This window comes from Flavobacterium sp. KBS0721 (assembly GCF_002007065.3).
Lineage (GTDB): Bacteria > Bacteroidota > Bacteroidia > Flavobacteriales > Flavobacteriaceae > Flavobacterium > Flavobacterium piscis.
Genome location: NZ_CP042170.1, coordinates 828,573 through 853,453 on the forward strand (window position 1 = coordinate 828,573; position 24,881 = coordinate 853,453).

Genomic DNA, 24,881 nt, shown 5'->3' on the forward strand with positions numbered 1-24,881 from the left:
TTGGAAAAATAAATCTGCATGATCTGCTAAATCTGCGAGAGCATAAAAATCTTTTTAATCATTTTAATCTGTGGCTATATTTAAAATTTCAAAAATTTATTCCGTTGTAATTACAATTGTTGATTGTTTCAATCCATTCGCTTTAGCGGTTAATTCTAATCTTTCGGCTGAATTACCCGATTGAACGATTACTAAACATTTTCCTGCCAAAGCGGTATGTTTAGTTCCTTTGTACGGTTCGTGACTTACGGGATCACCGCTGCAAACACCAACAATTTTTCCGTTTCCTTTTAATGAAAAATTGATTTCGTTATTGGCATTCGGAACCAAAGTACCTTTATCATCTAAAATATCAACTGTAACAAATGACAAATCATTTTTGTCTGCTTTGATTGTACTTCTGTCTGCGGTTAATTTTAACTGCGAAGGATTTCCAGCTGTTTTAATTTCTTTTTCTAAAACCACTTTTCCGTCTTTACGAGAAATGGCTTTTAAAGTTCCCGCTTCAAAAGGAATTCTCCACATTACATGAAGATCGTCTCCTTTTTTACTTCTTTTTCCAACTGATTTTCCGTTTACGAAAAGTTCCACCTCATCGGCTTTATTGTAATAAGCCCAAACATCAACGGTTTGTCCTGCTTTCCAGTTCCAATGCGGAAAAATGTGCAGGACGGTTTTGTCTGTCCATTCGCTTTGGTACATATAATAAACGTCTTTTGGGAAACCGGCTAAATCAACGATTCCAAAATACGAACTGATTGACGGCCATTCGTAAGGCGTTGCTTCTCCGATATAATCAAAACCGGTCCAGATGTACATTCCGGAAAGGAAATCGTGTTTTTTAATTACTTTCCAGGTTGCTTCGTGCGTTGATCCCCAAGGCGTCTGCACCTGATCGTAAGCTGAAACGGTATTTCCTGGATTTCCTCCTTCAAATTTTTTATCCCAACTAACCGGCCATTTTTTTATGGTATCCGAAACCGCATCATAATAGCCTCTTGTCTGTAAACCTGAAGTTGTTTCTGTTGCTATAAAAGGTGTATTTGGAAAGTTTTTTTGATGATGCGCATACGTTTGATGTGCATAATTGTATCCAATTAAGTCTAAAACACCAGATGCGGCAAGCGGATTAATCGATACAATGTTTTTCTCAAACTGTAACGTCACTTCATCAATATTCATATTTACCGGCGGATTCATCGCTGCAGTTAATGGACGTGTTTTATCGTACTGACGTGTAATTGCGGCTAATTCTTTGGCAATTGCAACACCCGTTTCATTCCATTGTTCCGGAATTTCATTTCCGATACTCCAAACAAAAATACTTGGGTGATTTCGGTCGCGCAGCAATTGATCGATTAGATCTTTTTTGTGCCATTTGTCCCAATCGTTTCCGTAATCGTATTTGGTTTTGGTTTGTTTCCACATGTCGAAAGCTTCATCCATGACAATGAAACCCATTTTATCGCAAAGGTCTAAAAGTTCCAGAGCGGGAGGATTATGAGAAGTTCTGATTCCGTTTACGCCCATTTCTTTCATAATCTCTAACTGGCGTTCGATAGCGCGCGTATTGATCGCAGCACCTAACGGACCTAAATCATGATGTAAACAAACTCCTTTTATTTTTACCTGTTTTCCATTCAAAATAAAACCTTTATTCAAATCAAATTTAAAATCTCTGATTCCGAAATTGGTTTTGTATTGATCGATGATTTTATCGTCAAGCGAAATTTCGGTAACTGCGGTATACAATTCCGGTTTTTCAACCGACCATAAAACAGGGCTTTCTACTTCTGCCGATTGTTTTAAGGTTTGATTGGCATTGGCACTAATCGTTATATTTTGAGTAACCGATGTTACTTTGGTATCTTCTTTAAAAATAGTAGTGGTTACGGTCGCTTTTTTTGCTGCTGTGTTTTGATTTTGAATGGTAGTTTCAAAATGTATCGAAGCTTTTTGAGCCGTAACTTTTGGCGTTGTCACATAAGTTCCCCATTGTGCAACGTGTAGTTTATCGGTGGTTTCGATCCAGACATTTCTAAAAATTCCTGAACCTGAATACCAACGTGAATTAGGTTGTTTTGAATTGTCAACCTTAACAATTATTTCATTGTTTTTGTCTCCATAATTTAAATATGGCGACATATCATATTGAAAACCAATATATCCGTTTGGACGTTTTCCTAAATAATGCCCGTTTACCCAAACTTCACTGTCTTTGTAAACGCCGTCAAAAGTAATTGAAGTTACTTTTGTGCTGTCTTCTACAGCGACTTTGAATGTTTTTTTGTACCAGCCTAAACCTCCGTTTAGAGCTCCGCCTCCATAACCTGCAGGACTTTTTTCGTCAAAATTACCTTCAATACTCCAATCGTGAGGAACGTCTAAGGCTCTCCATTTGGTTGAAGCGCCAATGGTATCTTTATCAATTATGCTATCATTTAAATGAAAACTCCAATCTGAATTAAAAGAAACTTTTCTGTTTGCAAAAGCATCCTCTTTTTTGCTGCAAGAGCCCAACAAGATAATTCCGATTAGCATTAATAATGGTAGTCCATTATTGAAGTATTTTCTTTTATTCTTCATTTTGAAAGGATTTTTAATATTTAAAAACAAATATAAACATACCGATAGGCGACTTTGTAAATCCCCTACCGGTTGTTTTATACTTTTAAACAATTTGGTTTTTAGTTATAAAAACCGCCATTATTTAAGGGATGATGTAATGGAAAACGAACCACTCATCTTTAGTCGCATCATAAGATGTTCCTAACCAAATACCTTTTTGAAGATAATCTTTATTATATGCTTTTACTACTTTGATAACATTTACAGTTGGACTCATCCAGCTATCTGAATTTTGAATCAATGTATCTGTTCCTAAATTAATTTCGTTGGTTGCTGCATTTATGGTAAATAAACCTGTAGTTACTACACCATTTTGACTGCGGGTATAGTTTAATTTACCTCCCCATTGATCAAAACGTATCCATGAATTACCTGCTACTGTAGCCCAACCAGGGTTCCATCCCCAATCAGAAGAACTGCTGGCATCAACTGTCCATCCTATACCTTTTCCTACCCAGTCAACAGGGTTTCCTCCTGCATCTAATTTCCAAACTCTTCCTGCACCAGCACCACCGGTTAACATAGTTACTAATTCTCCAGGGGCAAAAGTTGGATTGTAGCCTTCATCAAAAACTGGTACTGTAACTGGAGGAACGTAGGTGTCTGCATGTTCTTTAGAAACAAAATTCCAGATGTACCACCATGGTCCTTCGCTATTGGTTCTCTTAATAGCAATTCTTAGCTGATTGTCTGTAAGTGTTAATACTTTGATTTCACTTGTCCAGTTGCTTGCATTTGCAATATAATTGTCCGGTCTTAAAATTGTAGCTCCTGTTGTTGTTAAAGTATGTGCATTAACATCTAAGAAATAAGCTCCGCTTTCGATACTAGTTCCGTCAGCTTCGTGAACGGTCATAAAAGGTCCTCCGTCAAGGCTGAATGTCATGTATCTTCCCCAGTGCATATCTGCATCTGTACTTGAATTGGCATTTCCTGCAGGTTCCCAGTTTGGAGAAAATTTATTCCACTCAACTACTGTATTAGGATCTGCAAAAGACATTGCTCCCTGAGCCAAACCGTATTTACCATTGTCAAGTACCCAAGATTTTTTGTGTCCAACGCCACCAGATAATGCAGTCCAAAGAGGATCATTAACATAATTTAGGTTGTCCTCACTTACTGTAATAGTTACAGGATCTAATTCTACAATACCACCATCTGTTACTGCTGAGATTTTAATAGTATAAGAACCTTTAAAAGCATATTGTACTTTTTGTTCGGCTTTATTTGATTTTCCTGTAACATAATCCCAGTTTAACACTACTCCCGGAGTTGTGTTTTTTAATAATACTGTATTCCCTCCCGGATCTGTAACTAAATCCTGAGTAATATCAAAATGTATATCCGATTTGTCCATTGCGCTGTCCAGAGCATATGAATCTGGAGAACAAGACGAAACCAGCATTAGTGCTAACACCAAAAATGATGTAATTAATAATTTAATATTTTTCATTTCTTTGATTTTTTAGTTAAAATTACCAACCAGCATTTTGTTTCAAAACTCCTCCGGATAATGTAATCTGAGTATTCGGAATTTGGATCAATCCTTTTGTTTCCTGAATTTTACCTGCCGAAATTGTTTTTGTTGTAGGAACTCCACCATTTAATAATGTTGTAGATTCTGCAATTGCAGAAGAAGCTTTTCCGATACCCTGACGTAATAAATCATAGTATCTTACTCCTTCAAGAGCAAACTCCAGGCGTCTCTCGTTCAAAATATTATCAGCATTTACCGGTAATGAAACAAAATTCTCTTTGTAAGCTCTTTCTCTAACTTCATCAAAGTAACGTTGCGCATTTCCGCTTCCTAGTTCTGCAGCCATCAATAAAACGTCAGAGTATCTTAACACGACATAATCCTGAAATTGGCTTATGTCCCAAAACTGGCTTCCCATAGCAATAGGAAGATCTACTCCATCTTTATTCACCATTGGAGAATATTTTTTGTTGTAATATCCAGTGTATTCTCTTTGGCTATTTTTTTTATCAAATGGTATCTTTTCTTCATCAACTCCAATGATACTTGCAGTACGTCTTGTATCTGTTGCGCTGTAAGCATTCCATAACTTTGAATTTACAGTAACTCCCCAACCACGGCCATATGGATAAGAAGAGAATTCTCTCATCCCAAACATTACCATCCATTGGTTACTATCAGTATTTCCGTTATAGTCACTTGTATAAGTGTATTTTATTGAAAAAATGAATTCTCTATTACCTTCTCCTGCATATTTTTCTACCGAAGCTGCTGGCCAAAGAGTAGAGAAATCAGCTACTAAACCATGACCACTTGAAGAAATAACGTCTTCTAAATGTCCTAAAGCCTGAGTTTTTGTTACGACACCGGCTAAATCAGTTTTTCCGTAATAACCTGTATAGTATAAGTAAACACGACCAAGTAAAGATTTTGCAGCCCATTTTGTAATGCGACCGTTTGGTTTCGCATTATAGGCTTCTGTTGGCAAATTGTTTGAAGCAAATACTAAATCATCTGCTATTACTTTATAAATTGCCTCTGGAGTGGCCTGCGGAACATTCTCAGAAGTTGGTACTGTCAACAAAGGCACACTTCCCCATAAACGGGTCATTTCAAAATAAAGATAGGCTCTAATAAATCTCGTTTCAGATTCGTATGTATTTCTTAAAGCAGTGTCGCCTTGCCATTCGATCTGATCCATTTTGGATAATAACATATTACAACGATAAATTCCTTTATAATATGCGATCCAATTGGTATTAAGTAAATCAGTATCTCCGGGAGATCTTGAAATATCAAATTCGTCGATGGCGGCATAATTGTAACCATCTGAATTTCCTGTACCTCCAAAACAATTGTCAGACATGATTTCGCTTATTACCGGAATTCCCATTCCTGCACCACCTGTTGCTACCTGCATTCCGTCATAACAACCTACTAATGCCACATAAGCATCGTCTTTGGTTTTGTAAAAACTTGTATCTATTGGAGTCAAAGGATCTGTTTCTAAACTACAAGAACCCAGAGACAATAAACTCAAACAGAAAATATATAAATATGTATTTTTCATCTTTTTATTTATTAAAGTTTAACATTTAATCCTAACATGAATGTTCTTGGTCTTGGATAATATCCAACATCTACACCTGATGAAAATTTCTGGTCATCGTTTGAAGAACCAAATCCAATTTCAGGGTCCATACCGTTGTATTTCGTGAAAGTGTAAAGGTTTAATACTGAAAAGTAAACTCTGAACTGACTTGCAAAAAATGGTTTTGATTGTTTCATTTTTGCCAAATCAAATCCTAATGTTACTGTACTAATTCTTAAGAAATCACCATCCTGAACATATAAGTCAGAAAATTGCGTAAAGTTTCTGTTGTCTTCTGTTACTCTTGGTACTGTGTTAGAAGATCCTTCTCCGTGCCAACGATCTAATATTGCAGAAGTGTAATTTCCGAAAGCATTAGATTGGTTTCTGTACGATTGTACGATTTGGTTTCCTGCTACTCCATTTGCCAAAAGCGAAAAATCAAAAGCTTTATAACTCGCAGATAAAGAGAAACCGTAAGTAAAGTCAGGGTTAGGATTTCCTATACTGGTTTTATCTGTAGCATCAATCTTATCATCTCCGTTTGTATTTACATAAATAATGTCTCCAGGAGCTGCAGTAGGTTGTAACACTACACCGCTTGCTGATTTATAATTGTCAATTTGTGCTTGGTTTTGGAAAACACCTCCCGTTTTATATCCCCAGAAATAACCTAATGGATATCCGTTTTGCGCTCTGTAAAATTCACTTGAATTATCATAAAGTTCATTCGGTAATCCGTGAATCATTCCGTCATTTGTAGGTATTTCGCCAACTGTATTTTTGTTGTAAGCACCATTGGCACTCACACTGTATTTAAAATCTCCAATACTGTTTTGGTAATTTAAACTCATCTCAACCCCCTTATTTACAACATTTCCTCCGTTGATAAATGGTGCGTCGGCACCTGCGGTTGCCAAAATTGGCGCCAATATTAACCAGTCTTTGTTGGTTTTCTTATAAAAATCAACAGTAAGATTTAATGCATTGTCTAAAAATCTTGCATCCAGACCAAGGTCAATTTGCTCTGAAGTTTCCCATTTTAAATTTACATTAGATAATCTGTCAGGGTATGCTCCTGGAGTAAGAACACCTTCTTCGTCTCCAAAATTGTAGTTGGTATTTTTTACTTCTATTGATGATAAATATTGAAAAGCTCTTGCATTTTGATTTCCAACCTGACCCCAAGATGCTCTCAATTTAAGAAAATTGATCACTTTTGAATCTTTTAAAAATTCTTCGTTTGATGCGATCCAGCCTGCTGAAACTGACGGAAAATAACCCCATTCATTTTGCTTAGAAAAAATGGAAGATCCATCGACTCTATAAGTCGCGTTTAACAAATAGGTTTCTCTATAATTGTAATTTAATCTTCCAAAATAAGACATCCTTTTCGTCTGTTGCTTGATACCATTTAATGTTATTTTTCCTGCTCCGTCTTTATTGGTTGTATTATCTAACCAGGCGTGCTCTAAATCATCAAAAAATGAATCTACATTTGAAGCCTGTATAGTCGTTCCGTCAAAATTAATAGATGATGTTCCCACCATTGCTTCAAAATGATGCGAGTCGGCAACATTAAATTTATACGTCAATAAGTTATCCCAGGTAAGTGTTTTACCTTTGTTCATATTTTGTGTTACTTTATCAGCAAGACTGTTTGCATAAATCGATAAGTTATATTTAGGCAAATAAGAATGTCCTTCACCAGCATAATAATCAAGACCTAAAGTAGTTTTGAATGTTAAGTTTTTTATTGGCTCAATTTGCAAATAAACATTACCCAATAATTTTTGGTTATTGTTTTCATTTTGATTGTTATACTCCATTAATGCATAAGGATTTGCCTGACCCGCTAACCAAGGCTCACTGTTTTTGGTACTATCGTAATAGTTACCATTTGCATCGTACATTGGTAATAACGGTGATACCTGGAAAGCACTTCTTAAAGCATTGCTGTACTGATTTCCAACTCCAATTCCGTTTTTATTGATGTAAGCAAAACTTAAGTTCTGACCAAAAGTCAAAACGTCTTTGTATAATTTATGTTCTGAATTGAATCTGAAATTATAACGCTCATAGTTCGATAAATCTTTACCTCCTACAACTCCTTCTTGTCCTAAATAAGATAAAGATGAGGAATAAACAGAAGTATCTGAACCACCGGAAACACCAAATGCGAAGTTTTTAGTCGCTGCGTTATCCACTAACATTTTATCCATCCAGTTGGTTCCTTTTCCCATTGCAGCAATTTGAGCATTGGTAAAATATGGCGTATTTCCAGAGTTTAGTCTCGCCTCATTTAATATAGTCGCATACTCCGTTGCATCTAGTAAATCAACTTTTTTGGATACTGATTGTACTCCATAATACTGATCAAAAGTAACTTGTCCTGCAGCACCTCTTTTTCCTTTTTTGGTTGTTACCAAAACAACTCCATTAGAAGCTTGCGAACCATAGATTGCAGCAGATGCAGCATCCTTTAATACAGAAATAGATTCTATATCTGAATTGCTTAAATAAGAGATATCACTAGTAAGAATTCCGTCTACAACATATAACGGACTGCTTCCTGCTGTTGAACCCACACCTCTAATCACCACATTTAATCCTTCTCCCGGTTGCCCCGAAGTAGAGGTAATCTGGATACCCGCTGCCTGCCCCTGAAGTGCCTGTAGCGCATTGGTTGTATTGGTTTTGGCAAGGTTTTCTCCGCTCACCTGAGTAACAGCATTAGTAACAAGTGTTTTCTTTTGTGAACCGTACCCAATAACGACAACCTCTTTAAGATCTGCCGCTTCTGTTTGTAAAGTAACAGCGATTGTTTTTTGAGTACCAACGGTGATACGTTGTGTTTTAAATCCCATAAAACTGATTACGATTACGTTACCGGTTTTGGCATCTAATTTAAAATTTCCATCAAAATCTGTAGATGTTGCTGTTTTCGTGCCCTCGATAGCTACGGTAGCACCGGGAACACTCATACCATCATCTCCTGATTTTACATTTCCGGTTATCGATTGGGATTGCTCCTGGGCAAAACCGGACTGCATCATAAATACACTAAGCAACAGCGCCATACAAAACGAGAGCGGTGTTGTTTTAATACAATGTTTGCTTTTCATAATAGTTAAGAATTGGTTTAAATTATAGTTAGTAATTTTTAGTCTTAGTACGCATTCGAAATAATCTGTTCGAATAATTCCTGTCTTCCACTTAGTGGTTGAGGTTCTCCACTTGCACGGGCAATTTTGCTAAGATCTTCAAGAGATAATTCTCCGTTTTCGAACTTGGCTCCGTTTCCGCCGTCAAATGAACTGTAACGCTGCGTGCGTAATTTTCTGTAATCTGTATTTTGTAGTATCTGATCTGCGCAGATTAATCCTCTTGCAAAAACATCCATTCCTGCGATGTGTGCAATGAATTTATCTTCTAAATCGATTGAATTTCTTCTCACTTTAGCATCAAAGTTTACACCTCCACCCTGAATTCCGCCACCTTCAAGGATAACCAACATAGCCTGAGTCACTTCCTGAAGATTAATAGGGAATTGATCTGTATCCCAACCATTTTGGTAATCTCCACGATTGGCATCAATGCTTCCTAACATTCCGGCATCAACGGCAACCTGCAATTCATGCTCAAAAGAGTGTCCGGCAAGCGTTGCGTGGTTTACCTCAAGATTTAATTTAAAATCGTTTTGAAGTCCGTATTTATTAATGAAACCTAGTGAAGTCGCCGCATCATAATCGTATTGATGTTTGGTTGGTTCCATTGGTTTTGGTTCGATAAGGAAGTTTCCTTTAAAACCTTCTTTGCGTGCGTAATCTTTACAAGTATTTAAGAATCTTCCTAAGTGGTCTAATTCTCTTTTCATGTCTGTGTTTAACAAACTCATATAACCTTCACGTCCTCCCCAGAAAACATAATTTTCTCCGCCAAGAGCAATTGTTGCATCAATAGCAATTTTTGCCTGAGCTCCTGCATACGCCAAAACATCAAAGTTTGGGTTGGTTGCAGCACCATTCATATAGCGTGGATTGCTGAATAAGTTTGAAGTTCCCCACAACAATTTAATTCCTGATTCCTGTTGTTTTTGTTTCGCATATTCAACCATCGTCTGAATACGAGTTTCAAATTCTGCCAATGTTGGTGCATCATCTACCACATCAACATCATGAAAACAATAGTAAGGCAAACCTAATTTTGTCATGAATTCAAAAGCCGCATCCATTTTGTCTTTAGCTCTTAAAATCACATTTTCATTTTTATCCCATGAAAAAGTTTCAGTCGAAGCTCCAAACGGATCTCCACCTGTGTTACATAGCGTGTGCCAGTATGCCATTGAAAAACGTAAATGCTCTTTTAAAGTTTTTCCCGCAACAACACGATTTTCATCGTACCATTTAAATGCCAATGGGTTAGTACTTTCTCTGCCTTCGAACTTAATAGTATCGATGTTTTTAAAATATTGATTAGTTGTGCTCATTATTATTGTTCTATTTTAATTTGACTTTTCCATTCCTGATAGTAATCCTGATATTGCGATGTCAGGATTTTGTTGGGTTCAATACGATCTAAACATTGCAATCCTGCGAAAGCTTCGTCGAGCGAATTGTAAAATCCCAAACCGTAAGCGGCGCCTCTTGCTGCACCTTCGGCTCCGGATGTATTGTATAATTCTAAAGTTGTTTGGGTTGTATTGGTGAAGATTTCTCTAAAAACCGGACTTAAAAATAAGTTCGAATTTCCTGCGCGAACTACAGTTCCAGAAACTCCAACTTCTTTCATAACATCAAAACCGTAGTTCATGGCAAACACAATTCCTTCGCAGGCTGCGCGCACCAAATGTGATGGCTGATGAATATTGAAGTTTAAATTCTGAATTCCCGAAGTGGCATTTTTATTATTGAAAATACGCTCAACGCCATTTCCGAAAGGATAAAAACGAAGTCCGCTACTTCCGGCTTCAACTTTTGCAGCTTCTGCATTTAGTTTTTCGTACGCAATTAATTCCGCTCTGTCGACCGACATGATTTTGCGTAACCATTGGTATAAAATTCCAGAACCGTTTATGCACACCATCACTCCGTTGCGCTTTTCTGATTCTGTATTATTGACGTGTAAAAAAGTATTGATTCTGTTTTGCTTGTCGTAAGCATCCTGATCGCTTACGGCATACACTACTGCCGAAGTTCCGGCTGTTGTAGCAATTTCGCCAGGTTTCAAAACATTCAATGACAATGCATTGTTGGGTTGATCTCCGGCTCTGTAGGTAATTTTAGCATCGGGATTTAATCCTAATTCCTGAGCAATTTCGGGGTGAATGGTGGCCTGAATTCCAAAATTGGAAACAATTTCCGGAACTATATCTGAAGATAATCCCATTTGAAAAAGGATTTCAGTTGCCAGTTTTCCTTCAGAGAAATTCCACAAAGCAGCTTCTGATAATCCTGATGTACTTGTTTGAGCTATTTTTGATAATTTCGCCGCAATAAAATCGCCAGGAAGCATCATGTATTTTGCTTTTGCGAAAATTTCAGGCTGATTGTCTTTTACCCATTTTAGTTTTGATGCGGTAAAGTTTCCGGGACTTCCTAAAATTTGTTTTTGAGAATTCGCAGCACCTATTTTAGCATAAATTTCATCTCCAATAATCGCAGCACGGCTGTCGCACCAAATAATCGAAGAACGAACGGGATTCAAATTTTCATCGGTTAAAACCAAACCGTGCATTTGATAAGCAATTCCAATTCCGGCAATTTTCTTTAAATCAATATTCGATTTTGCGCCTAATTGGTGGATTCCATCTTTAACATACTGCCACCAGGATCCAGGATCTTGTTCTGCCCAACCAAATTGTTGTGCAATAATCGGCATTTCAAAATCCGGAACGCTCACTGCTCCAATAGTCACTCCTTTTTCAGGATCGAAAATTGATAATTTTATCGAAGAGCTTCCTAAATCAATTCCTAAAAAAAACATTTGGTGGTATTTTAAGTTAGTTATAGATTTGTCCATTTTTAAACTTATAGTCAAACTGAACTTATCTTATGGTTAATTTGACTACAAGTGTAAAACATTTTTTCTATATTAACAAAATATTAGGGTTATATTTTTCCAATTCTGATAATAAGAGGATCATTTTTATGAATACAATAAAATATTAAGTGAAATAGAATAAAAAAATATCAAAAAAATAACGAATTAGCGATTTGACAATCAGCCGTTTAGGAATTATAATTTTATAATGGCATTTTCTAACTAATTACAAACAGCTGATTGTCAGAAAATTATTTCGTTAAAAAAAATATAAAGGATTTATAAAACCAACTATACATTTTATTTATTTAATTTGTTTAAAATTTAAGTAGCATATGGTCAAAAATGTAGACGACGATTCATCTTTAAAAGGTGAACAAACCGCAATGAATGCGATCACGATTGACTGTGTCATATTTGGATTTGATAAAGGAAGTTTAGAAGTACTATTGGTACAACACGGAGAAGGTATTAGTAAAGGAAAATGGGGACTTCCGGGAGGATGGATTTATAAAAAAGAAAGTACAGATAATGCCGCACATCGTTTATTGAACGAACTTACTGGTCTTGATAATATTTACTTAGAGCAATTAAAAGCTTTTGGAGATCCCGATCGTTTCCCGCTTCGACGCGTTATTACGATTGGTTATTATGCTTTGGTAAAACGAGAAGATTATAATATTAAAGCAGGTTTTACGGCCGCTGATGCTAAATGGTATAAAATTAATAGCATTCCGGATTTGATTTATGACCATAATGAAATTCTGGCTTACAGTTTAAAACATTTGCAAAACAGAGTTCGTCAGGCGCCACTTGGTTTTAATCTTTTGCCTGAAAAATTTACTTTATTACAATTGATGCATTTATATGAAGAAATTTTGGGAATCGAAATGGATAAATCTAATTTCCGCAGAAAAATTCTTCACATGAAATTATTGGTTGCTTTAGATGAAAAACAACAAGATGTCTCACACAGAGCCGCAAAATTATATAAGTTTGATCCTGATATTTACAAAAAATTGACGGAAAAAGGATTTAACTTTGAATTTTAATGGCCTCTTCATCTTCTCAAAATATTTCGGAAACAAATACCAATATAGCTGCAGATAAAAAAACAGTTATACATGGCATCACGATTGACTGCGTTATTTTTTCTTTCGATAAAAAAAACCTGGAAGTACTTTTAGTACAACATGCCGGAGGAGCTAGTGCCGGAAAATGGGGGCTTCTTGGTGGAGATTTATATTTAGACGAAAGTATTGATAATGCTGCGCTTCGAATAGTATATGAACTTACAAGTCTTGACAATATTTACCTCGAACAGCTAAAAGCTTTTACAGATCCTGATCGTGTAAAAAGTACGAGAGTTATAACAGTTGGTTATTATACTCTGGTTAATCGGGAAGATTATAATATTAAAGCCAGCATTTCTGTAATTGAAGCGAAATGGTATAAAATTAAAGACATTCCGGATTTGATTTTTGACCACAACGAAATTCTCGAATTTAGTTTGATGCAATTGCGTAATCGTGTTCGTCAGGCACCAATTGGTTTTAATCTTTTGCCGGAGAAATTTACTCTTTTGCAGTTAATGCATCTCTACGAAGAAATATTAGGAATTGAATTGGACAAATCAAATTTCCGCAGAAAAATACTGCACATGAAATTATTAGTCGCACTTGACGAAAAACAGAAAGATGTTTCGCACAGAGCCGCAAAACTCTATAAATTTGATCCCGAAATCTATAAAAAACTCACTGAAAAAGGTTTCAATTTTGAGTTTTAAAACTGATTTTAAATTACAGATTCCAACAATCAGTAATCATCATTCCAGAATCCAAAACTTTGCGCTATCTTTGCGCCTTAATAACACTCTGTAAAGCAATTGTTACAGAACAAATTTATACCCGGAATTACTTAAACTCGTATAGAGAATTGATATTATAAAATGAAGAAGATACGTAACTTTTGCATTATTGCACACATTGACCACGGTAAAAGTACATTGGCAGACCGCTTATTGGGCGCTACACAAACCGTTACAGCTCGTGAAGAAAAAGCTCAATTGCTTGACAACATGGACCTGGAACGTGAGCGTGGAATCACCATTAAGAGTCACGCCATTCAGATGGAATATACCTATAAAGGAGAAGAATATATTTTAAATCTTATTGATACTCCCGGTCACGTTGACTTTTCATACGAAGTTTCACGATCTATTGCAGCTTGCGAAGGCGCACTTTTGATTGTTGATGCTGCACAAAGTATTCAGGCACAAACGATTTCAAACTTATACCTCGCTTTAGAAAATGACCTGGAAATTATTCCGGTTTTGAATAAAGTAGATTTACCAAGTGCTAATCCTGAAGAGGTTAGTGACGATATTATCGATTTATTAGGTTGCAAATTAGAAGATATTATTCATGCTTCCGGAAAAACAGGTTTTGGTGTTGAGAATATCTTAGCTGCCATTATCGAAAAAATTCCGCCTCCGTCAGGAAATGTGGATGAGCCTTTACAAGCTTTGATTTTTGATTCACATTACAATCCGTTTCGTGGAATTGAAGTTATTTTCCGTGTAAAAAACGGAGAAATTAGAAAAGGGCAAAAAATTAAATTCATGGCTACAGGCAATGAATATTTTGCTGACGAAATTGGAACTTTAAAACTAAATCAGGTTCCTAAAAATGTTATTTCTGCTGGTGATGTTGGTTATTTGATTTCAGGAATTAAAGAAGCCAAAGAAGTAAAAGTTGGTGATACACTAACAGATGCTAAAACGCCTACGACTAATATGATTACGGGTTTTGAGGATGTAAAACCAATGGTTTTCGCCGGAATTTATCCTGTTGATACTGAAGATTATGAAGATTTGCGTTCTTCTATGGAAAAACTGCAATTGAATGATGCTTCACTAGTTTTTACTCCTGAAAGCTCTGCAGCGTTAGGATTTGGTTTCCGTTGCGGATTCTTAGGAATGCTGCACATGGAAATTATCCAGGAACGTTTAGAGCGCGAGTTCGATATGACGGTTATTACTACAGTTCCTAACGTTTCGTATTTGGCTTACACCAAAAAAGAACCAGAAGTTCCATTTGTTGTAAACAACCCTTCTGACTTACCGGAACCTTCTCGTTTAGATCGAGTTGAAGAGCCATATATCAAAGCAACCATCATTACAAAATCTGACTTCGTTGGAAACGTAATGAGTCTATGTATCGAAAAACGTGGTCAGATTACCAATCAAACGTATTTGACTACAGAACGTGTTGAATTGAATTTTGATATGCCATTGGCAGAAATTGTATTCGATTTTTACGATCGTCTAAAAACAGTTTCTAAAGGTTATGCTTCTTTTGATTACTCTCCTATCGGAATGAGAACTTCGAAATTAGTTAAACTGGATGTTCTTTTGAACGCTCAAACGGTTGATGCACTTTCAGCTTTGATTCACGAAGACAACGCTTACAACATCGGTAAAAAAATGACCGAGAAATTACGCGAATTAATCCCAAGACAACAATTTGACATTCCGATTCAGGCGGCAATTGGGGCTAAGATTATTGCTCGTGAAACGATTAAAGCACTTCGTAAGGACGTTACCGCAAAATGTTATGGTGGTGATATTTCGCGTAAGCGTAAATTACTTGAGAAGCAGAAAAAAGGTAAAAAACGTATGAGACAAGTAGGAAATGTTGAGATTCCTCAGGAAGCTTTTATGGCTGTTTTGAAATTGAACGATTAATTCCTTTTTTTTCATATATAAAAAACTCAGGACTATACTTTCGTATAGTCCTGAGTTTTTTATAAGCTAATAAGTGTGCTAATATATCCTTTTAACTTTCAAAGAAATGGAGAATTTACCTTTCCACCTTTCGATGACCATAAAGTTTGTCCACGATAATTACTTAAAACCAAATTACCATCGTTTTCTAAACTAATATACGCTCCTAACTTTCCAGAAGTATCAGTACTCCATAAAAGTGTAGTACCCTTAAATGTTGCAAAATTTCCATCTGTCTGCATTTCCGCGCGTGCAGCAGTCCCTACTACCGAGGTTCTATTTGATCGCCATATAATTTGCCCTGATGCCAAAGACATAATTTCGAGATTCCCATCATTCTTTAGACTCATTTTATAATAATTATTTTTAGATCTAATAGAATATCCAGATTTCAAACCTTCTCCCGAGACTAATCTGTTAGTAATCGTAGTAGTGGCAGTTGGGTATAATGTTTGAGCAGATGACTTGTCTTCATCAGATAATATAGTATTCCAAGGAAAAGAATAACCATTTAAAGTTAAACTACTTGGGAATGAATACAACATAATTGATTGAGAATCAAAATTACTATAATCAACTTGTGATGGTGAAAATTTATTTAGAATATTATTATCCACTTTTTGCTTATCCCATCCTGCAAGTGCATAATAATCATATACTGCAGTTGTATTCCATTGGATAGGCGAAGTAGGATTTTGATGCTCATGTGCAAATCCTAGAGCATGACCAAATTCATGAATCACAACACGACTAAACTCTTCTTCTGACGTGTTATTGTCAAACCATCCAAAATTCATTGATGGTGAATTCTGTGCAACTGTATAACAGTCATTACCAATAGTGGACCAAGATCCCACGTCACCATTCCACTTAAAACCAATTTTAATCGCAGCACTCCCACTAGTTACCCATTCATATTTTAGATTTGAATATTGTAACCATTGATTAGCGTATTGCTTTACTTTATTCTGAAGATATTCATCTCCATTCAAAAATTTAATTCTTATTGTCTGCCCAGGTAGCCAATAAAAACCTTTGTAAGAAACTCTTCCTGTAGAGCTTCCAGCAATATCAGGTTCTATTGTTGTACAAGACCTAAAAGCAACTTTAGACTGTTCGGCATTGGGAGATAATTCTGAAGATTCGTCGTTGCATGAATAAAATACAATTAAAAATAATAATAGGATATTTCTTTTCATAAAATTAATTTTTAAAATTAAACTCAACAAAAGTCAGATTTATATTAATACAAATTAAATATTTAACACAAAAATTTTTATTTATTGATTTTTACTAAATTCTCATACTTATGTTAGTAAAATTATTTTATGGTGTAAATAAATTTTTAGCAAATGTTAAACACAAAAATTGTAATTCCTACAAATAATAGTGACGCTAAAATTAGTAGCCCTCATGCTTAATAAAATTTTTTTATGTCATTCGATAATATAATTTATGAGTTTTTCATTTAATATAATCCTAAAAAGAACATAACTTATTCAAAAAATAAACAGGTAAATACTTATAAAAAAGTAGGATTATTAACTCAATAACTTCAATTTTAATGCTATTGATTGTAATTCTAAAAGTTTTAAAACGAAAAACATAATTTTAATCTTACAACTTTTAAAAGCAATTATTATGAAAACTAGATTTTTTATTATTTTATCAATGTTAACTTTTTCATTCGCCAATGCGCAACAAGAAGAAGTCGACTCTGAAATGAATTCTGCAAAAGGCATTACTTTTCAAAACGGAGATATGTTTCTAGAAGGCGCAATACAAATCAGTACAGGAGGCGATCGCGATTATTATGCCTTTAATCCAAAATTCGGATACTTTCTCAATGATAAATTTGCTGTTGGAGGACAGGTAAGCTATTCGAGCGACAAATATGAATCAACAAATACTAAAACAAATATCTTTGGCATAGGTGGATTTGCAAGATATTATGCATTAGAATTGGACAAAAAACGTTTTAAAGCTTATGGGGAAGTTGGATTAGGTTATGGACGAAATAAGGTTGAAGATAGTACCGGTTCTAATGATAGTAATAGCTTAACAGCAAATATTAATGTTGGTTTGAATTATTTCTTAACCAAAAACCTAGCGGTTACTTTTACTTTAGCAAATATCTTATCTTACAATAGCGTATCGCCAGAAAATGGGCCATCATCTGATACTTTTCAATTAAACATCAATTTATTCGAAAACATATTTGATCAACCTAAATTTGGTCTTTTATACAGATTCTAGATTTATATCGCTTAAATCTTCAAAAAAGCTGTCTCAATTTGGGACAGCTTTTTTTATTTCAAAACTTCGAACCTTTGTATCTTTGAATCTTCAATTAAAAGAAAAAATGGACGAAACCCCAAAACGATTTGACCGGATTATTGCTATTCTTATTCAGTTACAATCTAAAAAAATTGTAAAGGCACAGGAATTAGCCCATCGTTTTGAAGTGAGTTTAAGAACCATATATCGTGATATTCGAACTCTTGAAGCATCTGGAGTTCCTATTTATAGCGAAGCCGGAGTGGGTTATGCTTTAATGGATGGTTACAGATTGCCTCCGGTGATGTTTACCCGTGAGGAAGTAAGCAGCTTTATTGCTGCCGAAAAATTGATGCAGAAATTTACAGATCCGTCGCTTGGGTCTCATTACGCATCGGCAATGTATAAATTGAAATCGGTTTTGAGGAGTAATGATAAAGACTGGCTTTCGAACATTGAGTCGAAAATTTTAATGCAGAGTCAGGAACCCTTGTTTCATGACAGTTCGCCTAACACTTTGGCTGTTTTGTTTGAAAGTATTGCAGAGAAAAAACAAATTTTACTTTGTTATAAAACTCTTGAAGCCGAAGAAGCAAGTAATAGAAACATTGAGCCTGTTGGCGTTTTTCATGATCATAACAATTGGTATTTTCTGGGTTATTGCCACTTACGAAAAGATTACCGCCAATTTAGAACCGATAGAATTCTGGGAATTCAGAAAACCGACTGTGATTTTACAATAGAACACGACTCACTAGAAACTTATTTAAAGAAAAACGAAACAATTCCGACCACGAAAGTCCGTATTTTAGCTTCGAAAAAAATTATTAATTATCTTCGATACGAGCAAAAATATCATGGATTTGTTTCTGAAAAAGAAGTGGGCGACGAGATCGAAATGACCTTCATGTCACGCAATATCGAAGAAGGTTTTTCGCGTTGGTTTTTAACGTTTGGTGATTATGCTGAAATTTTAGAACCTCAAAGATTAAAAGACCGGGTTTTGGAACTTATCGAAAGCAACAGAAAAAAACTGTTATAAAAAAAACTCCTAAGCTGAATTTTACTTTCATCTCAGGAGTTTTTTTATTTAGACAATCTTCAAAAATGTTATCTTTCCCAGAAAAAAGGAGGAGTAATATTTAAAGCTCTCAGATACACATATCCTTGTCCGCGGTGGTGTACTTCGTTATCAATAAAATACAGAATATTCTGGATTACCGGAAATTCGTATTGACCAAAAAGATTAAAGTTTTCATTAAAATCTTCAATTGATAATTTCTCCCAATATTGGTTGATTTCAGCAGTTGCTTCGTCCCATTTTTCAAGATATTGCGCTTTAAAAATCATTTTTTCTGATGCTTCTTCGCTAAAGGGTTTCACTTCTTTATTTACGATTCCTTTAAGTCCCGGAACTGCGATGGCCAAAAGTTCATCTGTCAGTTTAGCAAAACTTCTCATTCCCCCTATCGAAAATTCAAAGAAATCTTTCTCCGGAAACAATTCAATTACACGACGAGTAAGGGCGCGGTGACCTTGCCAGTGTTTCAACAAATCTTCGGGAGTAATTACTTGGGCAGCTAATGTTTTCATAATTTTAAAGTTTAAATGTTTTTAATACTTCAAAAGTATTGAGGGTCGGTGACAACGGTTTGTCAGCAGGAAAAAAAATAAATATTTTTTTTCCTGCTGACAAACGTAGAGACACACAGCAGTGCGTCTCACACAACGTAACCACAATATATTAACGTTGTGTAAAAAGATAAAAACAATAGAGGAATAAAATGAGGTTACTGTGCGTGAGACGCACTGCTGCGCGCCTCTACAATTAAAATCTTTATGTCATTACGTGCGAAACCCGACAGGTTTTAAAAACCTGTCGGGTTTACTTTATGGTTACGATGTGTTAGACGCACTGCTGCGCGCCTCTAAAATGCAGGTGTATCTACATTGTGCATCTCTATAGATTGTGATAATTATATCTTGGATCTTTATTTGTTTTTCAACCATTCAAACAAACGATGTGCATCTTCATATTTAAACAATTGTGTTCCTTCATTCATTGTTGCGGCAGATCCGCAGGCAACTCCCCAGCGAATGACTTCTTTCAGGCTTTTATTTTGAGACAATGCCCAAACCATGCCGCCCACCATACTGTCTCCGGCGCCAACGGTGCTTTTTTTGGCAACATTTGGTGCAGGAACATATTCATAATGATCTTTTGTAACCAAAACTGCACCTTGCGGCCCTAAAGAAACTGCTACAATTTCGGCTCCGCCTTTTGCAATAATTTTTTTGGCGGCTTCGTTTACTTCTTCCATTTCCAGGCGTTCTACTCCAACTAATTTTGCGAGTTCACCCACGTTTGGTTTTATAAGATATGCTCCGGTTTCCAAAACTTTCTTTAAGGCTTCTCCTGACGTATCTATGATTAATTTTGAATTTGATGCTTTGGCAATTTCAGCTACTTTTTGATAAAAATCAGTCGACAAACCTTCGTTTAAACTTCCGCTTGCGACTAGAAATTTTGGTTTTAAATTTGAAACGGTTGCTAAAACTTTCTGAACTTCTGAATCAGTTAAAACATCTCCGGTAAAACCAAAACGATATTGCGAATTGGTATTATCATCAACAGCTATAAAGTTTTCTCTGGTTGCCGTTTTAGTTTCAATTGATTCAAAATCTACTTTTTCCTGTTTTACTAAATCTTTCAGCATTTCGCCCACTGGTCCGCCTGATGTAAAAACTGCTAATGAACTTCCGCGTAAGCGAGAAATTGCTTTTGAAACATTTATTCCGCCTCCGCCTGCGTCGAATTGTGGTGTTGCGCATCGTATTTTCTGCTCGGCAATGAGACCAGAAAAATGAGTGCTTTTGTCTACCGAAGGATTTACGGTTAAGGTTACTATATCGAATGTTTTCATTTTTTCTGTTTTTTAATTCTATTAAAGATCCGAAAAAAAATGCTGTTTCCAAAAGAATAAAATTTAGGAGACATAAATGCGTTGCCGTGCATCTTTGCGCAGAGATAAGGCGGTTGAAAATAACTTCCGGCTAAATTCGATAAAACCTTTGTACCTTTGCACCTTAGAAACTTTGGAACTTAAAAAAAAATGATCGAAGATAAAAATCCGCAACGTACCAGTATAGCGCAATTAGGCGAGTTTGGCTTAATTGAACATTTAACCAAAAATTTTGATGTTACTCAGGAATCTACCTTAAAAAGTATAGGCGATGATGCTGCTGTTCTTGATTTTAAAGACAAGAAAGTAGTTGTTTCTACTGATTTACTGATCGAAGGCGTACATTTTGATTTGGCTTATATGCCTTTAAAACACTTAGGATATAAAGCAGTTGTTGTAAATATATCTGATATCTGTGCCATGAATGCCAGACCAACGCAAATAACCGTTTCTGTGGCTGTTTCTAATCGTTTTCCGTTAGAAGCCTTAGAAGAATTATTTGAGGGGATTACGCACGCTGCAAAAGAATACAAAGTCGATGTTATTGGCGGCGACACTACCTCATCGCAAAAAGGATTAATTATTAGTATTACTGCTATTGGTGAAGCTGATGCAGATGAAATTGTGTATAGAAATGGAGCTAAACAAACTGATTTACTGGTTGTAACCGGCGATATTGGTGCTGCATATATGGGATTGCAGGTTTTGGAGCGCGAAAAACAGGTTTTTCAGGTGAATCCAAACAGTCAGCCTGATCTTGATATGTACAGCTATTTAATCGAGCGACAGTTAAAACCTGAAGCAAGAAAAGATGTTCGTACTTTATTACACGCTCTTGAAATTAAACCAACATCGATGATCGATATTTCAGACGGATTATCATCTGAAATTATTCATTTGTGCAAACAATCAAAAGTGGGTTGTAATTTATACGAAGATAAACTGCCGCTGGATCCGCAATTTATTTCGACTTGCGAGGAGTTTAATATTGATAGTACAACAGTTGCTATTAATGGCGGCGAAGATTATGAATTGCTGTTTACCATTGACATTAATGACTTTGATAAGATAAAAGGAAATCCTAATTTCTCTATCATTGGTCATATGGCAGACGAAAGCGAAGGAATTAATCTGGTTACACGCGCCAACACTCAAATTCCTTTGAAGGCTCGTGGTTGGGATGCTTTGAGCGAGTAAACTTTTAAATTCCAAAATAAAAAATCCAAATTCCAACGATATAAGTATCAATTGGAATTTGGATTTTTTTATTTGGAATTTTATCTATAGAAATCCTTTACTCTTTGCTTCTTTCAATAATTCCTCATCAGAACCTGATTTTACTTTGAGCAATTCTTTAAGGCTTGCTTTACGCTTTTCGATTGCATTTTGAGAAATCGGGATATACTGTGGCATATCTTCAACCGATGTTCCTTTTGATAAATGAAATAAAATCTGCTTATCGAATTCATCTATTTCGATAGAATTATGAGGCGACTGATTGATTATTTTCTGAACAGATTGACTGTAATATTTATCATTTTTCATCACTTTATCAAAGGCAAAAAGCAGTTCATCGAAAGTGAGATCGTTTTTAATAATTAAACCATTGGGCTGAATGGTTCTGATTATGGTTTTAATTTTTAATAATTCAGTATACATCGTTAGCAAAATAACTTTGCAGCTTGGCATTTTCTTCAGGATTAGCTTTGCTAAATCTTCGCCCGAATAAATATCTTTTTCCTCGTAAGCCGGCATACTAATATCTAAAAATGCGACATCAAAATGCGGTGTATTTTCATCTTCGATTAAATCATAACCTGATTTACAGTCGTGTGCCTGCGAAATTAAAAATTCATATTGATGAGGATTATAACGCGTTATGGCATTTTTATATCCTTCGATAATAAAAGGATGATCATCGACAATTAATATGTTCTTTTTAATTAATTGAGGATCTGAGGCATTTGAATCAATTGTCATCTATTTTGTAGGTTAATTTTCTGGTCTATGGGTACTTTTATTATAAGAAGCGTTCCTTCTTCCGGAGCAGACTTTAAATGTACTGTGCCTTTGCATTCTGCAGCTCTATATTGAATGTTATGCAAACCTATACCATTTTTTGATTTTTTGGCATTAAAACCAACTCCATCATCAGAAATAGACAAAACCAAATGATTTATTTCACTTTTAAACTCGACTTTTATAGTGTTTGCATTTGCATACTTATTACAATTTTGAAGTGCCTCCTGAACAATTCTGTATAAATTAATTTTAACGGCATTACTCACCAATTCCCATTTGATATTAGAATCAAAAGAAGTTATTAATTCTGCTTTATACGTGTTTTTTTGGTCTTCGAACAATTTGTTTAAAATCGCGATAAAATTATTAATTAATTCGGATTTCTCCCGATTTAAATCATGCGAAATTTCACGTATATCCTGCTCGATATTTTTCAGTTCTGTTAAGTATTTTTTTCTTTTTAAAGCTGCCTCCGCCTCATCGATCTTATCTAAACTATCCAGACTTATCCTCACTCCAAACATTCGCCCTAAAACGCCATCATGCAAATCCTGCGCTACTTTTTTCTTTTCTTTAATACGCATGAGCTCGATATCGTTTTGCTGCGAAATCATCAAATTATAAATATCTTCGTTTGCTATTTGCTGTTGTTGCTTAAAGAGTAATTCCCGGTTTTTGGCCTGTTGTGTTTTGTAAACATAAAAAAACAAACCTATTAAGGTACAGATACTAAAAACATAAATCAGGGTTTTATTTTTTTCCTGAAGATTTGAGTTTTGATCTTTTATTTCGTTGGTTTCATATTCAATACGAGAGAACTTTTCTCCCATTTTTCGTTCTGATTTTACCATTTTATCGTTCAGCTTAATATATTCTCTAGAATATAACGATGCGTTTTTGGGATCGACTATAGCAATTTGTTTGAGCGCTTCTAGTGTATTCACGAACTTATTTGATGTACGGGACAAAGTTAATGCTTGTCTTGAAAACTGAAATGCTTTGAAAGTATCTCTTTTAAAAGCAAAATATTCAGACAAATGAATTTTACTCGAAACCACTCCCGAAGTAAGATCAAGACTGTCTCTAATTCTTAAAGATTTATAAAACAACTCCGGCAACTGATCTTGCTCTTTTAATTTGAATTTCGAATATCCCAGGTTATCGAGCAGAATAGCGTATAAACTTGCCCTGTCTTCAAAAAGATTTTCTTGTGCCAATCCTTTTTCAAAAAAAAACTTAGCCTTTTTATAATCGCCCATTTTCATATGGATAAAGCCAATATTATTGAGTGATGCTGCTTTATATTGATAAAATGCCAGTATCGATTTATCTTCTAAAATTGCTAAAGCTTTGTTTTGAAACTCTAATGCCTTTGTATATTCTTCTCTTTCATTATACAATATTCCTAACAGATTATAGCTTTCATAATAGAGATCGTTTACTTTTTGTTGTTTTTTTAAACTGCGTAAAGCTTTAAAAACCCCTATTTCACTTTCAAAGAAATCACCCTCGTTATATTGCAGGCTTGCTTTATTTAAAAACGTTTTTGCTAAATTGTACTGATCATTTATTTTTAAATAAAGCTTTTCGGCCTTAAAATAATTCATAAAGGCACTGTCAGAAATCGATTGGGATTCATAATAATCACCTAAGTACATATAGGCTTTGGCAATGTGCACGGAGTCCTGAGATTTTTGTGCCCTTTCGAGAATTAATTTAGTAGTTTTAAGGTAAGATTTCCAATCGCTCATGTTGTAATAACGATTGGCGACTTTAAAAAGGTTTGCTTTATTAAGAGAGTCATCTTTTTGGTTTAAGATGATAGCTAAAGCTTTCTGACTGTAATTTTGTTTAATCTGTAAAGGCAAATTGTTTTCGTTTGCTAACGAAAGATACGTAGGAAGACTATCTGCGGGGGAAATTATATTTTTACCTGATTCTTTTTTCTTGGTACATGCCAATAGAACAAAGAATAAAATTAATATTATTTTACATTGCTTTTTCAATTTGTGTCTTTGAGTTTTACCAAAAATAGTAAAACTATAGACACAAAAAAAGGCTGTTAAAATTAACAGCCTCATATAAATTTATTCAAAT

The 24,881-nt window shown here is 35.2% G+C and carries 17 protein-coding genes; 6 read left to right on the top strand and 11 right to left on the bottom strand.

Annotation, left to right across the window (positions count from 1 at the left end; genetic code table 11):
• Positions 1-96: 96 nt before the first annotated feature.
• The 6 genes from B0M43_RS03870 to B0M43_RS03895 form a co-directional block, all read right to left on the bottom strand.
• Positions 97-2,586 carry a glycoside hydrolase family 2 gene (locus tag B0M43_RS03870; RefSeq protein ID WP_078006994.1) on the bottom strand — a complete coding sequence of 830 codons (2,490 nt, stop codon included), beginning with the start codon at positions 2,584-2,586 and terminating at the stop codon, positions 97-99.
• Between the two features lie 124 nt (positions 2,587-2,710).
• Positions 2,711-4,081, bottom strand: a complete 1,371-nt coding sequence (locus B0M43_RS03875; RefSeq protein ID WP_246860194.1) for a hypothetical protein — start codon at positions 4,079-4,081, stop codon at positions 2,711-2,713.
• Positions 4,082-4,103: 22 nt separating this feature from the next.
• Positions 4,104-5,675, bottom strand: coding sequence for a RagB/SusD family nutrient uptake outer membrane protein (locus tag B0M43_RS03880; protein WP_078006777.1), 1,572 nt, complete (start codon positions 5,673-5,675; stop codon positions 4,104-4,106).
• A gap of 11 nt (positions 5,676-5,686) precedes the next feature.
• Positions 5,687-8,821, bottom strand: coding sequence for a TonB-dependent receptor (locus B0M43_RS03885; RefSeq protein ID WP_078006776.1), 3,135 nt, complete (start codon positions 8,819-8,821; stop codon positions 5,687-5,689).
• A gap of 44 nt (positions 8,822-8,865) precedes the next feature.
• The gene (gene xylA / locus B0M43_RS03890; protein WP_065448772.1) at positions 8,866-10,185 is read right to left on the bottom strand and encodes a xylose isomerase; all 1,320 of its coding nucleotides are present in this window, start codon (positions 10,183-10,185) and stop codon (positions 8,866-8,868) included.
• 2 nt (positions 10,186-10,187) lie between these two features.
• Positions 10,188-11,717, bottom strand: coding sequence for a xylulokinase (locus tag B0M43_RS03895; protein ID WP_371295976.1), 1,530 nt, complete (start codon positions 11,715-11,717; stop codon positions 10,188-10,190).
• A 356-nt stretch (positions 11,718-12,073) separates the two neighbouring features.
• Between B0M43_RS03895 and B0M43_RS03900 the strand changes: the two genes are divergently transcribed.
• The 3 genes from B0M43_RS03900 to lepA all read left to right on the top strand — a co-directional run bounded on the left by B0M43_RS03900 (position 12,074) and on the right by lepA (position 15,483).
• Positions 12,074-12,790, top strand: coding sequence for an NUDIX domain-containing protein (locus B0M43_RS03900; protein WP_065448774.1), 717 nt, complete (start codon positions 12,074-12,076; stop codon positions 12,788-12,790).
• Positions 12,790-13,524 carry an NUDIX domain-containing protein gene (locus B0M43_RS03905; RefSeq protein ID WP_065448775.1) on the top strand — a complete coding sequence of 245 codons (735 nt, stop codon included), beginning with the start codon at positions 12,790-12,792 and terminating at the stop codon, positions 13,522-13,524. The genes B0M43_RS03900 and B0M43_RS03905 overlap by 1 nt, the downstream gene beginning before the upstream one ends.
• 162 nt (positions 13,525-13,686) lie before the next feature.
• Positions 13,687-15,483 carry a translation elongation factor 4 gene (lepA, locus tag B0M43_RS03910; protein WP_065448776.1) on the top strand — a complete coding sequence of 599 codons (1,797 nt, stop codon included), beginning with the start codon at positions 13,687-13,689 and terminating at the stop codon, positions 15,481-15,483.
• Positions 15,484-15,581: 98 nt separating this feature from the next.
• Here the strand turns inward: lepA and B0M43_RS03915 are convergent, their stop codons facing one another.
• Positions 15,582-16,721, bottom strand: a complete 1,140-nt coding sequence (locus B0M43_RS03915; protein WP_078006775.1) for a matrixin family metalloprotease — start codon at positions 16,719-16,721, stop codon at positions 15,582-15,584.
• A 442-nt stretch (positions 16,722-17,163) separates the two neighbouring features.
• Here B0M43_RS03915 and B0M43_RS03920 point away from each other — a divergent pair, with 442 nt between their 5' ends.
• Both B0M43_RS03920 and B0M43_RS03925 read left to right on the top strand, forming a co-directional pair.
• The gene (locus B0M43_RS03920; protein ID WP_078006774.1) at positions 17,164-17,778 is read left to right on the top strand and encodes an outer membrane beta-barrel protein; all 615 of its coding nucleotides are present in this window, start codon (positions 17,164-17,166) and stop codon (positions 17,776-17,778) included.
• 106 nt (positions 17,779-17,884) lie between these two features.
• Positions 17,885-18,841 carry a YafY family protein gene (locus B0M43_RS03925; protein ID WP_078006991.1) on the top strand — a complete coding sequence of 319 codons (957 nt, stop codon included), beginning with the start codon at positions 17,885-17,887 and terminating at the stop codon, positions 18,839-18,841.
• Between the two features lie 68 nt (positions 18,842-18,909).
• Here the strand turns inward: B0M43_RS03925 and B0M43_RS03930 are convergent, their stop codons facing one another.
• Together B0M43_RS03930 and B0M43_RS03935 are read right to left on the bottom strand one after the other, a co-directional pair.
• A complete protein-coding gene (locus B0M43_RS03930) occupies positions 18,910-19,392 on the bottom strand; it encodes a DinB family protein (RefSeq protein ID WP_078006773.1) in 483 nt (160 codons plus the stop codon).
• A 398-nt stretch (positions 19,393-19,790) separates the two neighbouring features.
• A complete protein-coding gene (locus B0M43_RS03935; RefSeq protein WP_078006772.1) occupies positions 19,791-20,723 on the bottom strand; it encodes a 1-phosphofructokinase family hexose kinase in 933 nt (310 codons plus the stop codon).
• A gap of 189 nt (positions 20,724-20,912) precedes the next feature.
• Here B0M43_RS03935 and thiL point away from each other — a divergent pair, with 189 nt between their 5' ends.
• A complete protein-coding gene (thiL, locus tag B0M43_RS03940) occupies positions 20,913-21,959 on the top strand; it encodes a thiamine-phosphate kinase (RefSeq protein WP_065448779.1) in 1,047 nt (348 codons plus the stop codon).
• Between the two features lie 84 nt (positions 21,960-22,043).
• On the opposite strand, the gene B0M43_RS03945 is transcribed toward thiL, so the two are convergent.
• On the bottom strand, positions 22,044-22,742 hold the full coding sequence (locus B0M43_RS03945) for a response regulator transcription factor (RefSeq protein ID WP_065448780.1): 699 nt from the start codon (positions 22,740-22,742) through the stop codon (positions 22,044-22,046).
• Entirely contained in the window at positions 22,739-24,790 is a 2,052-nt protein-coding gene (locus B0M43_RS03950) for a tetratricopeptide repeat-containing sensor histidine kinase (RefSeq protein ID WP_246860195.1), read from the bottom strand. Before B0M43_RS03950 ends, B0M43_RS03945 begins: the two co-directional genes overlap by 4 nt.
• Positions 24,791-24,881 lie beyond the last annotated feature (91 nt).

Bases quoted from the DNA above. Each gene is read 5' to 3' on its own strand.
- thiL (WP_065448779.1), top strand. From the start codon at position 20,913: ATGATCGAAGATAAAAATCCGCAACGTACCAGTATAGCGCAATTAGGC.
- B0M43_RS03880 (WP_078006777.1), bottom strand. From the start codon at position 5,675: ATGAAAAATACATATTTATATATTTTCTGTTTGAGTTTATTGTCTCTG.
- B0M43_RS03900 (WP_065448774.1), top strand. From the start codon at position 12,074: ATGGTCAAAAATGTAGACGACGATTCATCTTTAAAAGGTGAACAAACC.
- B0M43_RS03935 (WP_078006772.1), bottom strand. From the start codon at position 20,723: ATGAAAACATTCGATATAGTAACCTTAACCGTAAATCCTTCGGTAGAC.
- B0M43_RS03895 (WP_371295976.1), bottom strand. From the start codon at position 11,717: ATGGACAAATCTATAACTAACTTAAAATACCACCAAATGTTTTTTTTA.
- B0M43_RS03925 (WP_078006991.1), top strand. From the start codon at position 17,885: ATGGACGAAACCCCAAAACGATTTGACCGGATTATTGCTATTCTTATT.
- B0M43_RS03945 (WP_065448780.1), bottom strand. From the start codon at position 22,742: ATGACAATTGATTCAAATGCCTCAGATCCTCAATTAATTAAAAAGAAC.
- B0M43_RS03885 (WP_078006776.1), bottom strand. From the start codon at position 8,821: ATGAAAAGCAAACATTGTATTAAAACAACACCGCTCTCGTTTTGTATG.
- xylA (WP_065448772.1), bottom strand. From the start codon at position 10,185: ATGAGCACAACTAATCAATATTTTAAAAACATCGATACTATTAAGTTC.
- lepA (WP_065448776.1), top strand. From the start codon at position 13,687: ATGAAGAAGATACGTAACTTTTGCATTATTGCACACATTGACCACGGT.
- B0M43_RS03915 (WP_078006775.1), bottom strand. From the start codon at position 16,721: ATGAAAAGAAATATCCTATTATTATTTTTAATTGTATTTTATTCATGC.
- B0M43_RS03870 (WP_078006994.1), bottom strand. From the start codon at position 2,586: ATGAAGAATAAAAGAAAATACTTCAATAATGGACTACCATTATTAATG.
- B0M43_RS03920 (WP_078006774.1), top strand. From the start codon at position 17,164: ATGAAAACTAGATTTTTTATTATTTTATCAATGTTAACTTTTTCATTC.
- B0M43_RS03905 (WP_065448775.1), top strand. From the start codon at position 12,790: ATGGCCTCTTCATCTTCTCAAAATATTTCGGAAACAAATACCAATATA.
- B0M43_RS03930 (WP_078006773.1), bottom strand. From the start codon at position 19,392: ATGAAAACATTAGCTGCCCAAGTAATTACTCCCGAAGATTTGTTGAAA.
- B0M43_RS03875 (WP_246860194.1), bottom strand. From the start codon at position 4,081: ATGAAAAATATTAAATTATTAATTACATCATTTTTGGTGTTAGCACTA.